Source organism: Solidesulfovibrio alcoholivorans DSM 5433, assembly GCF_000702665.1.
Classification (GTDB): domain Bacteria; phylum Desulfobacterota; class Desulfovibrionia; order Desulfovibrionales; family Desulfovibrionaceae; genus Solidesulfovibrio; species Solidesulfovibrio alcoholivorans.
Genome location: NZ_JNJA01000010.1, coordinates 16,376 through 30,941, shown reverse-complemented (window position 1 = coordinate 30,941; position 14,566 = coordinate 16,376). Strand labels below are relative to the sequence as shown.

9 protein-coding genes are annotated in these 14,566 nt (G+C 67.4%); 3 read left to right on the top strand and 6 right to left on the bottom strand.

The features are described 5' to 3' along the window. Positions 1-31: 31 nt before the first annotated feature. The 4 genes from purE to Q368_RS0116155 form a co-directional block, all read right to left on the bottom strand. On the bottom strand, positions 32-526 hold the full coding sequence (gene purE, locus Q368_RS0116170) for a 5-(carboxyamino)imidazole ribonucleotide mutase (RefSeq protein ID WP_029460095.1): 495 nt from the start codon (positions 524-526) through the stop codon (positions 32-34). A gap of 2 nt (positions 527-528) precedes the next feature. Continuing rightward, positions 529-1,809 (bottom strand): phosphoribosylamine--glycine ligase, encoded by a 1,281-nt coding sequence (purD, locus tag Q368_RS0116165; RefSeq protein WP_029460094.1) that lies wholly within the window; start codon positions 1,807-1,809, stop codon positions 529-531. Between the two features lie 171 nt (positions 1,810-1,980). Beyond that, on the bottom strand, positions 1,981-4,317 hold the full coding sequence (locus Q368_RS0116160; protein ID WP_029460093.1) for a methyl-accepting chemotaxis protein: 2,337 nt from the start codon (positions 4,315-4,317) through the stop codon (positions 1,981-1,983). A 177-nt stretch (positions 4,318-4,494) separates the two neighbouring features. Further along, positions 4,495-6,828, bottom strand: a complete 2,334-nt coding sequence (locus Q368_RS0116155) for a methyl-accepting chemotaxis protein (protein ID WP_029460092.1) — start codon at positions 6,826-6,828, stop codon at positions 4,495-4,497. Positions 6,829-7,133: 305 nt separating this feature from the next. Here Q368_RS0116155 and Q368_RS0116150 point away from each other — a divergent pair, with 305 nt between their 5' ends. Continuing rightward, on the top strand, positions 7,134-8,033 hold the full coding sequence (locus Q368_RS0116150) for a hypothetical protein (protein ID WP_156955758.1): 900 nt from the start codon (positions 7,134-7,136) through the stop codon (positions 8,031-8,033). A gap of 164 nt (positions 8,034-8,197) precedes the next feature. Here Q368_RS0116150 and Q368_RS0116145 read toward each other — a convergent pair whose 3' ends face one another. After that, positions 8,198-10,489 carry a methyl-accepting chemotaxis protein gene (locus tag Q368_RS0116145; RefSeq protein ID WP_029460090.1) on the bottom strand — a complete coding sequence of 764 codons (2,292 nt, stop codon included), beginning with the start codon at positions 10,487-10,489 and terminating at the stop codon, positions 8,198-8,200. Positions 10,490-10,847: 358 nt separating this feature from the next. After that, on the bottom strand, positions 10,848-13,187 hold the full coding sequence (locus Q368_RS0116140) for a methyl-accepting chemotaxis protein (protein ID WP_029460089.1): 2,340 nt from the start codon (positions 13,185-13,187) through the stop codon (positions 10,848-10,850). Between the two features lie 274 nt (positions 13,188-13,461). Here Q368_RS0116140 and Q368_RS0116135 point away from each other — a divergent pair, with 274 nt between their 5' ends. Together Q368_RS0116135 and Q368_RS0116130 are read left to right on the top strand one after the other, a co-directional pair. Then, positions 13,462-13,623 (top strand): hypothetical protein, encoded by a 162-nt coding sequence (locus Q368_RS0116135; protein WP_029460088.1) that lies wholly within the window; start codon positions 13,462-13,464, stop codon positions 13,621-13,623. Positions 13,624-13,726: 103 nt separating this feature from the next. Next, positions 13,727-14,530, top strand: coding sequence for a 4Fe-4S dicluster domain-containing protein (locus Q368_RS0116130; RefSeq protein WP_029460087.1), 804 nt, complete (start codon positions 13,727-13,729; stop codon positions 14,528-14,530). Positions 14,531-14,566: the final 36 nt, after the last annotated feature.

The window sequence follows — 14,566 nt, the reverse complement described above, 5'->3', positions numbered from 1 at the left end:
TTTTTCGTTTTTTGAGCCGGAAAAAAGCGGGTTACGCTTTCTTGAGTTTGGCGGCGGCCGTCTCCACATCCTTGGCGAAACCCTGGCGGGCGGCTTCGATGCGCCCGGCCAGTTCCGGGTCGCCAAGGGCCAGGATGGCGGCGGCGAGCCAGGCGGCGTTTTTCGCGCCGGCCCCGTCCAGGGCCACCGTGGCCACGGGGTAGCCGGGCGGCATCTGGACAGTTGACAGCATGGCGTCCATGCCGCCGAGCGCCGAGCCCGAGGACGACAGGGGCACGCCGATGACCGGCTTGACCGTCCGCGCGGCCACGGCCCCGGCCAGGTGCGCGGCGAGTCCCGCGGCGCAGATGAACACCTGGCAGCCGGCGGCCTCGCATTCGCGCAGCAGCCGCTCCGTGCGCTCCAGGGTGCGGTGGGCCGAGGTGACGGTGAACATGTGGTCGATGCCCAGCGAATCGAGCACCTTGGAACAGGGACGCATCTTCTCTTCGTCCGAGATCGAGCCGATGAAAATGGCAACGCGCATAGCTATTTGCCCTCCCGCTTGAGTCCTTTGTCGCCGATGTCGCGGCGGTAGAACGCGCCGTCGAAACGGATTTTCGCACACGCCTCGTAGGCGGTCGCCTTGGCCGCGGCCAGGGTGTCGCAAAGGGCCGTGACCCCGAGCACCCGGCCGCCCGAGGTGAGGATGCGCTCCCCGTCGCGGCGCGTGCCGGCCTGGTAGACCGTCACCGCCGGATCGGCCTCGGCCGCCGCGATGCCCGTGATCTCCATGCCCTTGGGATAGCTGCCCGGATAGCCGGGCGCGGCCATGACCACGCACAGCGCGCTTTTCGCGGACCAGCGCACGAGCTCCGGCGTGAGCGTCCCGGCCCGGCAGGCGAAGAAGATGGCCGGCAGGTCGCTTTCCAGGCGCGCGAGCAGCGGCTGGCATTCCGGGTCGCCGAAGCGCACATTGTATTCGAGGACCTTGGGGCCGTCGGCGGTCATCATGAGTCCGGCGTAGAGGATGCCCGTGAAGGGGTGGCCGCGCTTGGCCATCTCGCGCAGGATCGGGTCGATGACCAGGGCCTTGGTCTCCTCGTAGCGCGACGGGGGCAGCACCGGGGCCGGGCAGTACGCGCCCATGCCGCCGGTGTTGGGGCCGGTGTCGCCGTCGTAGGCGGCCTTGTGGTCCTGGCAGGCGGTCATGGCCACGGAGGCCGCGCCGTCGCAAAAGGCCAGAAACGAGGCCTCCTCGCCGACAAGCGCCTCTTCCACCACGACCTTGGTCCCGGCCTTGCCGAACGCGCCCGCGACCAGGGACTCGTCCACGGCGGCCAGCGCCTCTTCCTTGGTCGCGGCCACGGTCACGCCCTTGCCGGCGGCCAGGCCGTCGGCCTTGACCACCACGGGCGCGCCGACCTTTTCCACGTAGGCCCGGGCCGACGCGGCGTCGGTGAAGGTCGCGTAGGCGGCGGTCGGCACGCCGGCCGCGGCCATGACGTCCTTGGCAAAGGCCTTGCTGCCTTCGAGGCCCGCGGCGTAGGCGTCCGGGCCGAAGCAGGGGATGCCGGCCGTTTCCATGGCGTCGCGGATGCCGGCCACGAGCGGCGCTTCGGGGCCGGCCACGACGAGGTCGATGCCGCGGTCCTTGGCCAGGGCCACGAGCCCGGGGACGTCGCTGTCTGCGACGGGGACGTTTTCGCCCACGCCTGCCGTGCCGCCGTTTCCGGGCGCGGCGAGCACCGCCGACACGTCGGGGCTTTTTACGAGCGTGCGGGCCAGGGCGTGCTCCCGCCCGCCCGAGCCGACCACGAGTATGCGCATGAGGTTTCTCTCCTTGGGGTCACGGGAAACGGAGCCGCTGGCGGCAGCGTGTCGCGGCCTGCCGGCGCCGTCCCCCGGAAGGGGAAATAAGGAGCGTTTCCGCTGCTTCGGCCGTGCCGACCGAAGCAGCGAAAGATAACGGGAAAGCCGTCGAATGGCAAACGTGCCGGGCTACGCCAGGGCGCGCCGGTCCCCGCCGCCCTGGTCGAGTTCGCGCATGAGGCCGTGGAGTTCCTGGGCCTGCCGGGCCACGTCGGCCACGGCGTCCGCGGACTGCGTCATGGCCTCGGCCGTTTCCGAGGCGATGCCGCTGATCGCCTCGACCGAGCGGTTGATCTCCTCGGAGGTGGCGGACTGCTGTTCGGCCGCCGTGGCGATGGCCCGCACCTGGTCGCCGGCGGTTTCGACCACGCTGACGATTTCGGAAAGCGCCGCGCCCGAGCGTTCGGCCAGGGTCGTGGCATCGTCCACGGCGGCGGCGGCGGCGTCCACCATGTGCCCGGTTTCGACCGTGCCCTGCTGGATGCCGGCAATGGCGTCGCCGACCTCCTTGGTCGCGTGCATGGTCTTTTCGGCGAGCTTGCGCACCTCGTCGGCCACGACCGCGAAGCCGCGCCCGGCCTCGCCGGCGCGCGCCGCCTCGATGGCGGCATTGAGCGCGAGCAGGTTGGTCTGGTCGGCGATGTCGGAGATGACCCCGAGCACGGTGCCGATGCCCTGCGCCTGCTGCCCCAGTTCGTGCATGTTGTCCCGAAGCCTGGCCGAGGCGTCGCGCACGGATCCGACGGAGCCCACGACCCGCGTCACCAGCGCGGCTCCTTCGCGGGCCTTGGCCCCGGCTTCCTGCGCGTCGCGCGCGGTGTCGCCGGCGTTGCGCGCCACTTCGAGGATGGTGGCGTTCATTTCCTCCACGGCCGTGACCGTGTCCTGGACGCGGTTGTTCTGTTCCCGGGCCCCCTGGCTCGACTGCTCGATCTGCGCCGAAAGCTCTTGGGAGGCGGTGGCCATGCGGTCGGCCACGACGAGCGCCTTGGCCGCGGTTTGCGCGATGACCGCGTTTTGCGCCTCGATGCGGCTTTTCTGTGCGTGGATTTCCGTGAGGTCCAGCCAGAAGGAGATGGAGCCGAGCATATTGCCGTCAAGGTCGAAAAACGGGGTCGTGCGCACGGCGACATGCAGGTCCTTGCCTGAAGGCGTCCGGTAGTCGAACTCCTTTTCCAGGGGCTGGCGTTCCCGGATGGCCCGGTCGGAGAGGGTCTCGCGTTGCGTGTCGTCGTAGTAGAAAGCGCCGGAGCGCATGCCGACGTAGGATTCCGGCGTGCCGGGTTTTTCCAGGAAACGGCAAAGGTGGTCGTTGACCCAGGTCATGGCGTAGTCCGGGCCGACGATGCCGCAGGGGGTGGGGATGCCGTCGAGCACGCCCTGGGCGAAGCCGAGCCGTGTCTTGAGCTGCCCCACCATGTGTCGCAGGGCGTCGGCGAAGGCGCCGAGTTCCGCCCGGAACGCGCCGTCGAGGGTGGCGCTGAAGTCGCCGTCGGCCACGCGCCTGGTGAACGCGCCGAGGGAATGCAGCGGGCGCAGCACCAGCCGGCGGTTGAGCAGCGTGATGAGGCCCGCGACCACGAACACCACGGCCAGGCCGATGCCGGTAAGCGTCAACCGTTGCTGCCGGGCCAGGGCGGTCATCTCGTCGGTGTAAAACGACATGCACACGAGCCAGCCCGTGGCGGCAACCGGTGCGACCGCCATGACCTTGGCCTCGCCTTTCCAGTCGTAGGCAAAAGTTCCGGAGCCCGCGTCCAGGGCCTTGCGCACGAAGGGTTCCCGGGAAAGGTCGGTGAGGATGAGGTTCTTGTCCCCGCCGTGGGCGATGAGCCGCCCCTGGCTGTCGAGCATGAAGGCGTAGCCGCGCTTGCCGAAGCGGACGGCGTCGATGGTGTGTCCCGTGAAGTCGCTTAAAAGCGGCGAGGCGACCACGCCGCCGAGCACCTTGCCATCCGCGCCGCGCACGGCCTTGGCCACGACGTAAATGAGGGCGTCGCCGCTTGTGGCCTTCATGATCGACCGGCTGAACACGAGGTCCTTGCCGTCGAGGATGGCCCGGACGTACTCCCGGTTCGTCCGGTCGCCGCCGGTGAGATCCTTGCCGTCGGCATTGACGCCGGCGATGATCCTGCCCTTGGCGTCGAACAGGAAAAAGGAGAAATAGTCCTTGAATCCCTGTATATAATTGCGCAGTCGCTCCTGGGCTCGCGTCGGGGAGCCGGCGAAGGCCTCCTTGATGGCGTCCTGGGAGGCCAGAGAATCGACGACCTGCGCCGTGCCGCGCAGGTACGTGGACGTGCTGTCGGCCGTGGCGCGGGCCAGTTCGGACAGGGCCTGCGTCTGGATCGTTTCGGCCATGTCCAGGGACGAGTGGGAAACGTAGACGACGAGAACGGCGACGCCGGCCAGGATGAACAGGGTGACGGTCACGGCCAGAATCGCGTTGATGCCGGCTTTGCGCATGGGGACTCCTTTGGAAAGATCGCCGGATGCGCGGCGGCGCGGCAACATGCCGGCGCGTCGGCGGCGATGCGGCTGTCCCCATAGCCGCGAACAAGGAGAGAGGCAAGCCGGATTTGTGACGAAAGGGACAAGTGCGTCTCCCGGCGCGACGCCGGGCCCGAGCCGGGAGACGCGAAGCTAGGCGGCGAGGGCGGTTTGTTCGCCGCCCTGGATGCCGGCCACGAGCGCGGTCAGGTTCTGGGCCAGTTCGGCCAGCTCGCTTACGGCCTGGGCGGACTGGGACATGGCGTCGGCGGTTTCCGAGGCGATGCGGCTGATGGCTTCGATGGAGCGGTTGATCTCCTCGGACGTGGCGGACTGCTGTTCGGCCGCCGTGGCGATGGCGCTGACCTGGTCGCCGGCCGCTTGGACCACGCTCACGATTTCGGAAAGCGCCGTACCCGAACGCTCGGCCAGGGCGGTCGCCGTATCCACGGCAGCCGCGGCCTCGTCCACCATATGTTCGGTCTCGGCCGTGCCGTGCTGGATGCCGGAAATGGCTTCGCCGACCTCCTTGGTCGCGTGCATGGTCTTCTCGGCGAGCTTGCGCACTTCGTCGGCCACGACCGCGAAGCCGCGTCCGGCCTCGCCTGCGCGCGCCGCCTCGATGGCGGCGTTTAGGGCGAGCAGGTTGGTCTGGTCGGCGATGTCGGAGATGACCCCGAGCACCGCGCCGATATCCCGTGCCTGCTGTCCCAGGTCGCGCATGTTGTCCTTGAGCTTGCCCGCGGCGTCGCGCACGCCGCCCACGGCCGCCACCACCTTGACGACGACGTCGGCCCCTTCGCGGGCCTTGTCCCCGGCCTCCTGCGCGCCCCGGGCGGTGTCGCCGGCGTTGCGCGCCACCTCGAGGATGGTGGCGTTCATCTCTTCCACGGCCGTGACCGTGTCCTGGACGCGGTTGTTCTGCTCCTGGGCCCCCTGGTTGCCCTGCTCGATCTGGGCGGAGAGCTCCTGGGAGGCCGAGGCCATGCGGTCGGAAACGGCCGCGGCCTTGGCTGCCGCGTCGGCGATGAGGGCGTTTTGCGCCTCGATGCGATTTTTCTGGGCGGTGATGGCGGTCAGGTCGTTCCAGAACACCAGGCAACCAAGGAGGCTGCCGTCCATGTCGTAAAAGGGCGTGGTGTCCACGTGCAGGTGCAGGAGTCGGCCGCTTCTGGTCGTGAAGTCCACGTCCAGGGACAGGCCCTGGCGCGCGGCGATGGTCTTGTGCGTCAGGGTCTCCCGGCCGGGGTCGTCGTAAAAAAGCGCTCCCGCGTCCTGCCCCTTGGCGGATTCGGGCGTGGCGCGCAGTTCCAGGAGCTCCACGGCCTGGCGGTTGATCCACAGGATGCGGCTGTCCGGCCCGGCCACGGCGCAGGGGGCCGGAATGCCGGCCAGCACGCCCTGGGCGAAGCCGAGGCGCTCCTTGAGTTCGCCGACCATGCGCTGCAGGTTGCCGGCCAGGGCGGCGAGTTCGAAACGGAAGGTTCCGTCGAGGGTGGCGTGCAGGTCGCCCCCGGCGATCCGGGCGGTATAGGCCGCCATGCGGGACAGGGGGCGCAGCACCAGGCTCCTGTTGGCCAGGGCGATGCCGGCCACGGCCAGGACGAGGGCCAGGGCGCCGATCGCGAAGACAATCGTGCGCTGTCTGCGGGCAAGCGCGGTCATCTCGGACTCGTAGGCCGTCATGCACACGATCCAGCCCGTGGTCGGCACCCGGGCCAGGGCCATGTATTTGCGCTCGCCTTTCCAGTCGTAGGACAGGGAGCCGTCCTTTTGCGCGAGGGCCTCCTTGATGAAATCGACGTCCGCCATGCTTTTGAGGAGCAGGCCCTTGTCCGTGCCGTGGGCGATGACCGTGCCCGCGGCGTCGAGCATGAAGGCGTAGCCCCGCTCGCCGAAGCGCAGGGGGTCGATGAAATCCTTGGCGTAGACGTTCCACTTGGGACACACGGCCACGCCGCCGAGGAGTTTTCCCGAGGCGTCGCGCACGGCCTTGGCCACCACGAAGATGAGGATGTCGCCGCTGCGCGCGGAAAGGACCTTGTCCGTGAACACCAGATCCTGGCCGCCGAGCACGCCCTTGACGTAGCTGCGGTCGGCGCGGCTGCCCCCGGCCATGTCCTCCTTCTTGGCGTTGAAGCCGGCCACGATCTTGCCGGAGGTGTCGAAGGCGAAGATGGCCCAGTACTGCTGGTAGCTTTCGATGTAGTTGCGAAACCGCGCGGCCAGCCGTCCGCTGTTGCCGGCAAGCCCCTCCACGACCGCGTCCTGGGTGGACAGCGCCCTGGCCACGTCGGCCGCGTCGTCGAGGTAGAGTTCGAGGGTGCGGCTCGCACCCGTGGCCAGTTGCCGCAACGAGGACTCCTCAAGGCGGGTGGCCATTTCGTAGGAAGAGGTGGAGACGTACCCGACCAGAACGAGCACGGCGGCAAGGACCAGGGCGGCGACAAGCAGGGTGAGAACCGTATTGATGCTCGCTTTTTTCATGCCTTCCTCCGGTCGACGGCATGTGCCGGGCGACGGGGCGGGCCGGACCAAGCCCGTTCGCCGACGACACGTTCTCCCGACATTTGATACAACCTTGCAACATTTTACAGGATGTTGTGAATCGGCGCAATCGGAAAACAAAAAAGGGCGGGTCGGCGGAAGCCTGCGTCCCGCGTCGCGCATCGCCGCGTTCCTGCGCCGCGGCGCACGGAGGAGCTGCAGACGTATTTCTTGGTTATTATTGACATAAAACAAACACCAATTTATCTTGCTGACGTATTCGTAAGAAGCGGCGGAGCATGTGGATGGCTCAGGGAAGACCGAAAACCCTACGCGTCAACGCTACGGGCGAAAAGCTCTACATGGCCTTGAAGCTGTCTGGTCTGTCATGGGGCACCCGCGTGGGGCCGAACCATATCTCCGCCAACGACCGCTGGGCCCAGTGCGGCCTGCCGCGCAGCGTCAACACCGTCATCGAGGATATCCGCTCGGGCATTCCGGCGCACCGCCTGGAACGCTACGCCGGTTTTTTCCAGGTTCCGGTCCACGTGTTCGTCGATGCGTCCATCGGCGCATACTCGGCGGCTTTTTCCTGCGAGATCTTGCGGCACAAAAACAGGTTCGCCCGCGGGCGCGCCTTGGACGTCTGTCTCTACGACAACCAGGCGCGCAAGCACATCGCGGCGCACAACGGCGTTGCGGCGAACTACCCCCTGTACCAGCTCCTGTCGGGCGTGCACAAAATCTATTACCGGCCCGAGGAGCGCGACATCATTTTCCAGGGAGTGGCCAGGACCGAGGCGCAGACGGACGAGGGCATCGCCATCGCCGGCGTCATCGTCATCGACGGCATCCCCGTGGAATTGCGCGGCACGGTCTTCCGTTGGAACAACTTCGTCCACGTCCATTACCATTCGGAAGACTTCCAGCTCCTGGGCTACATGGTCGGCCCCAATCCGATGGAATCCATGCTGATGCGCCGACGCGACCCGTTTTACCTGAAGCTGCGGGGACTGTCCGGGAACCTGGAATTCAGCGCAGAGCCGGACCGCTTTACGGCATGCGCGGTCAAGCAGCGCCTGGCGGAGGGGCAGGGGATGTCCGCGGCGTTCGATACGCTGCTTACGCGCACGCTGCGTGAAAAGCCGCTGACGCAAGAGGACGCGGACTATGCGGCGGTGACGGCGTATTTCGCCGGCGTCTAGGCCGCGATCGTTCCTGGTCCGTCCGTGTTTTTCCGGAAAAGAACGGATTGAGCGAATGGTTTCCGAAAAGCGGAGGCGCTTTTACGGACGCGTCGCGCGCCCCGCACGGCAGGGAAGCGCCCCGGCCGGCGTTGCGGCCGGGGCGGTACGAAGAGGAAAGGCCGTTACGCGCCGAGGGCGGCCTGCCCGCCGCCCTGGATGCCGGCCACGAGCGCGGTCAGGTTCTGGGCCAGTTCGGCCAGTTCGGTCACGGCTTGGGCGGACTGGGACATGGCGTCGGCCGTTTCCGAGGCGATGCTGCTGATGGCTTCGATGGAGCGGTTGATCTCCTCGGACGTGGCGGACTGCTGTTCGGCCGCCGTGGCGATGGCGCGGACCTGGTCGCCGGCCGCCTGGACCACGCTCACGATCTCGGCAAGCGCCGCGCCCGAACGCTCGGCCAGGGCGGTCGCCGTATCCACGGCGGCCGCGGCCTCGTCCACCATGTTTTTGTTTCCCTCCTTGGTCGCGTGCATGGTCTTCTCGGCGAGCTTGCGCACTTCGTCGGCCACGACCGCGAAGCCGCGTCCGGCCTCGCCTGCGCGCGCCGCCTCGATGGCGGCATTGAGCGCAAGCAGGTTGGTCTGGTCGGCGATGTCGGAGATGACCCCGAGCACCGCGCCGATATCCCGTGCCTGCTGTCCCAGGTCGCGCATGTTGTCCTTGAGCTTGCCCGCGGCGTCGCGCACGCCGCCCACGGCCGCCACCACCTTGACGACGACGTCGGCCCCTTCGCGGGCCTTGTCCCCGGCCTCCTGCGCGCCCCGGGCGGTGTCGCCGGCGTTGCGCGCCACTTCGAGGATGGTGGCGTTCATCTCTTCCACGGCCGTGACCGTGTCCTGGACGCGGTTGTTCTGCTCCTGGGCCCCCTGGTTGCCCTGTTCGATCTGGGCGGAGAGTTCCTGGGAAGCCGAGGCCATGCGGTCGGAAACGGCCGCGGCCTTGGCCGCCGCGTCGGCCATGAGCGCGTTCTGGCGTTCGATGCGCATCTGCTGCTCGTGGAGTTCCGTACGGTCGTCCCAGAAGGAAATGGAGCCGAGGATCTGGCCGTCCATGTCGTAGAACGGGGTGCTCACGACCTGGATGTGCAACTTTTTCCCGGACGGAGTGACGTAGTCGAGCTGGTTGTGTCCCTGGCGGCGTTCGCGGATGGCCCGGTCGGAGCAGGTCTCCTTGCCGGCGTCGTTGAGGTAGAAAAGCCCCGAGCGCTGGCCGACGTAGCTTTCCGGCGCGCCCGGCTTTTCCAGGAGCCGGCAGATGTGCTCGTTGACCCAGATCGTGTTGCAGTCCGGGCCGACGATGCCGCAGGGGGTGGGGATGCCGTTCATGACGCCCTGGGCGAAGCCGAGCTTGTTTTTGAGCTCCGCGACCATGGCGCCGAGATCCTGGGCCAGGGCGGCCAGCTCGAAACGGAATTTTCCGGAAAGCGCGGCCTTGAGGTCGCCGGCGGCGACTTTTCCGGCGAAGTCCATGATGGCGTGAAGCGGCCTTATGACCACCACCCGGTTGAAGACCATGATCAGGCCGGCGACCACGGCCAGCACAGCGACGCCGAGGACGATGAGCACGTTGCGCTGCCCGGCGGCCAGCCCGGACATCTCCGATTCCGCGGCGGTCATGCACACGAGCCAGCCCGTTTGCGGCACCTCGGCCACGGCCATGTACTTTTTCTCGCCCTGGAACAGATAGTTCAGGATGCCGTTCTTGAGCGCCAGGACCCGTTCGGTGATGCTTTCGTCAAGAAGGCGGCCCAGCAGCAGGGACTTGTTCATGGCATGGGCGATGACCCGTCCGTCCGCGTCCAGCATGTAGCCGTAGCCTGTCTTGCCGAAGCGGACGGGGTCGATGAACTTCTTGGTGAAGTGTTCCCAGGCGGGGCACACGACGGCCAGGCCGAGGGTTTTGCCCGCGTCGTCCACCACGGCGTGAGCGACCACGAAGAGCAGCGTGCCCGTGGTTTTCCCTTTGAGAATCGTTTTGGTGGTGTATTCCTGCTTGCCGCCCATGATGGCCTTGAAATACTCGCGGTCGGCGTAGCTTGCGGCCAGGGGGTCCCCGGATTTGGTCACGCCGGCCACGGGCTTGCCGTCGGGGGCGATGAGCATGGCCGAGGTGAGATTGTTGGAATTGGCCACGTATTTGTTGAGCATGGCCTGGGCGCGCGCGGCGTCGCCGGACAGGGCCTCCTGGGCGACGCGCAGGTTGGCCAGGTTCTCCGCCGCATCCTTGGCGTTTTCGATGAAAAGCTCGAGCACGCTGGCCGTGCTCTTGGCCGTCTGCGTCAGGGCCTGCTCCTGGAGCGTCGTGGAAATGGTGAAGGTGGAGGTGGTCGTGTAGACGATCAGCGTGGCGATGCCGATAAAAAGCGAAACGAGGACGGCAAGGGTCAGGACGGCATTGATGCCCATCTTACGCATGAGGGTTCTCCATAATGGACGGCGTGCTTGCGTGCGCCGTGAATCCTGAAAAAGATATTATGCCGGCGCCCGGGCTGTCGTTGATCTGGAAGGAGAACGCACTTCGAGAAGATATCTTGTCAAGTATAGAGTATGAAACGCTCTATATTTGACGGTCCCGGAGAGTCGAACCGCCATTCTTTAAGGTACTCCGATCTTTTTTTCTAGGCTGTTTTTTCGATTCTTATCGGTCCCAAAGAAATACCAATTAATCAGGTTTGGCCTCGCGCCGCACCTTGGCGACGGCACAGGAAGGGAGCGGAGGGAGGCGGGACGCCGCCCCGGCAGCGGCGGCCGGGGCGGCGTGGACGGGCGGGCGTTATGCCGGCAGGGCGGTCCGGCCGTTGCCGCGGATGTCCGCGACCAGGCCGGACAGGCCCTGCGCCTGGTCGGCCAGTTCCGTCACGGCCGTGGCCGACTGGAGCATCGCGTCCGCGGTCTCCGAGGCGATGCGGTTGATGGCCGCGACGGACAGGCTGATCTCCTCGACGGTTGCCGACTGTTCCTCGGCGGCCGTGGCGATGGCCCGGACTTGGTCCCCGGCCGTGGTCACCACGGCCACGATGTCGGCCAGGGCCGAACCCGAGGATTTGGCCAGGGTCGTGGCCTCCTCGACGCTGGCCACGGCCCCGTCCACCATGGCCACGGTTTCGGCCGTGCCGTGCTGGATGCCGGCGATGGCCGCACCGACTTCCTTGGTCGCGGCCATGGTTTTTTCGGCGAGTTTGCGCACCTCGTCGGCGACCACGGCGAAGCCGCGTCCGGCCTCGCCGGCCCGGGCCGCCTCGATGGCGGCATTTAAGGCGAGCAGGTTGGTCTGGTCCGCGATGTCGGAAATCACGTTCATGACCGCGCCGATGCCCTGGGCGCGGCCGCCGAGTTCGGACATGGTTTCCTTGAGGCCGACGGCCCGGCCGCGCACGGTGTCCACGGCCGTGACCACGGCCTCGGCCAGCGAAGCGCCCCTGCGCGCCATTTCCTGGGCCTCGTGCGCGTTCGCGGCCGTGTCGGCGGCGTTTCTGGCCACTTCCAGGATGGTGGCGTTGATCTGTTCCACGGCCGTCGCCGTGCCCCGCACCCGGTCGCTCTGGTCCATGGCCCCCTGGCTCGACTGTTCGATCTGGGCCGACAGTTCCTGGGAGGCCGAGGCCATGCGTTCGGCCACGGCGGCGGCCTCGGCGGCGGCGTGCGCGATCAAATCGTTTTGCGCCGCGATCTGCTCCTGCTGGCAGCGCAACTGCGACAGGTCCGTGAACATGGCGAAACCGCCGAGGCAGACGCCGTCGAGATCATAGAGGGGCGCTGCGTCGATCTGCGTGAAGGCCATGTTGCCCTTGCGCGTGGCCACCTCGGTCTGGATGCCGGTGAGGGCCTTGCCTTCCTGCATGGTGCGCATGGTGATGGTGGGACGGTCCGGATCGCCGTAGAAAAAGGCGCCGGCCGGCTGGCCGAGGTAGTCTTCGGGCTTGCCGTCGGCTTCCAGAAAGTCGAGCACGGGCTGGTTGAGGAAGCGGATGTTGCCGTTCGGGCCCGCGACCACGCAGGCCAGCGGCATGGCGTCGAGCAGCCCCTTGGCAAAGCCCAGGCGCTCCTTGAGCTGGGCGACCATCCTGCGCAGGTGCTCGGCCAGCGTCGCCATCTCGAAGCGGAAGCCGCCGGAAAGCGTCGCGCCGTATGCGCCGGAGGCGATGCTGTCGCTGTAGGCCGCAAGCGCCGCAAGAGGCCGCAGCACAAGCCGGCGCGTGACGAGGACGATGACGCAGGTACAAAGCGCCACCACGGCAAGGCCCACGCCAAGGAGAACGAAGCGCTGGCTGTGGGCGACTGCCGTAAGGTCGGCCTTGGCCGCGGTGATGCCCGTGTACCAGCCCGTCTTGGCGGAGCGGACCGTGGCCATGGCCTTTTCCTCGCCCTTCCAGAGGTAGTCGAACATGCCCGTCCGGATTTCCATGAGCTTACGGATGAAATCGAGCCCGGACACATCCTGGCCAACCAGTCCGGCATCCGCGCCGTGGGCGACCACCATGCCCGAGGCGTCCACCACGAAGCCATAGCCCTTCTCGCCGACACGCAGGTGGTTGACGAGATCGGCGGCGATGGGGGCGATGTCCATGTTGACGACCACGCCGCCGAGGAGCTTTCTGTCCGGGCCATAGACCGGACTCGACGCGGACATGATGAGCCCTCCGCCGTGCTTGGACTTGTAGGCCGAAGGCGTGACGTACGTGGCCGCGCCGGATTGGTAGGCCGCCACGTAGGAACGCTCGGCGTAGGACATGCCCTGCTCGTAGTCCTGGCCTTTCGCGTTGCGCCCGGCCAGCAGTCTGCCCGAAGCGTCGAGGACCAGGATGGAGAAGACGTCCTTGTAGCTGCCGAGTGTTTCGTTAAGGACTGTCTTGGCGACGGCTTGGTTGCCCTCGAAGGCGTCGCGGATGCCGGGACGCCTGGCCAGGGCGGAGGCCAACTCCGTGGCCTGGGCCGCGCGGAGGTCCAGGGAATCGGAGGCGGCGTCGGCCAGCTGCCGCATGGACTGCTCGGCCATGACCTCGGCGAGGGAGGTCGTGGTTTGCGAAACGTAGAACAGCAGGGCCAGGATGCCGGCCAGGACCGTTGCGCTGACCGCCAGGGTCAGTACGCCGCTTATGCCGAAACTGCGCATGGGTGGCTCCAGGGAAAATGTTGCGCCAGGATGTGGGGGACGCTTGCCCGGTCCCCTCCGTTGGTCGAGGGACGCGACTGTAAAGACGATGTGTGTCGGGTCGGCAACGGCGGCGCGGCGATGCGGCTGCGGAGGCTGTACAAGGCGACGGGGGCGGCGTATCGGGAATACTGCGATGACGTTTTTGCAAGGTTTGGCCTCGGCAAGGCGTCGGGCGTTCCGACGTGGAAGAACCGCCGCGGCCTGCTCCTGATCGCACAGCCCGGAGGCGCCTATGAGCAACGGCATGTTCCTGCTCGTCCTGATCGTGTTCGGCTTCGTGATCCTGGCCTATTTCAACCGACGGGCCAAGAACTACAAGGACCGCCATCCCGGCAAGGACAATCCCATCGACAAGTGGATGACCGGCAAGGACGACCGCGACGACGACTTGTAGGGCGTCCCTGTGTTTTTGTTTTCGCACGACACGCGCTTCATGCTTGTCCGGAGCTGTCGTGTCGACGGATTTGGGAAGGCGGACAGGCCGGGGGAGGGGTACGATGCGTGAACTTGCGTCGCGGCTGGTTTATTTTTCGCCCACGGGCACCACGCGCGCGGTGGTCGGGGCCATTGGCGCGGGTCTGGGGTTGGCGCGGGCCGAGGACCTCGACCTGACCGGGGCGGAGGCGGGCGCGCCGTCGGCCGTCGGCGCGGACCTCCTGGCCGTTTTCGGCGTGCCGGTCTACGCCGGCCGGCTGCCGGCCACGGCCGTCGACCGCCTGCGGCGGATAAAAGGCGCTGGCGGCCCGGCTGTGCTGGTCGTGGTCTACGGCAACAGGGCCTATGAAGACGCGTTGCTGGAACTCCGCGATTTGGCGGTGGAACTGGGATTTACGCCTCTGGCGGCCGGGGCCTTCGTCGGCGAGCATTCCTTCAGCAGTGACGCGACGCCCATCGCCCCGGGCCGGCCGGACGCCGACGACCTGCGCGCGGCGCGGGAATTCGGCCTGGCCGTGGCGGCCAAGCTCGCGGGGCTGGCCGATGTGGCGGCCTGTCCGCCCCTTGCCGTTCCCGGCAACCGGCCCTACCGCGAGGCCGGGCTTTCGGGCGGGGTGTCGCCGCAGGCGGATGCGGCGCTTTGCCAGGGCTGCGGCCTGTGCGCGGACATCTGTCCCGTCGGGGCCGTGCGCCTGGACGAGGAGGGCGTCGTGACCACGGACGCCTTCGCCTGCATCCGCTGCTGCGCCTGCGTCAAGGCCTGCCCCACGCATGCGCGCCGCGTGACCCATCCGGCCATGCTCGCGGTGGCGCAGCGCCTCGCCGCCAACTGCCACGAACGGCGGGAGCCTGAGATATTTCTATAGATTGGAGGAGAGGAGGGGAGGAAGAGTGCCTCCGGC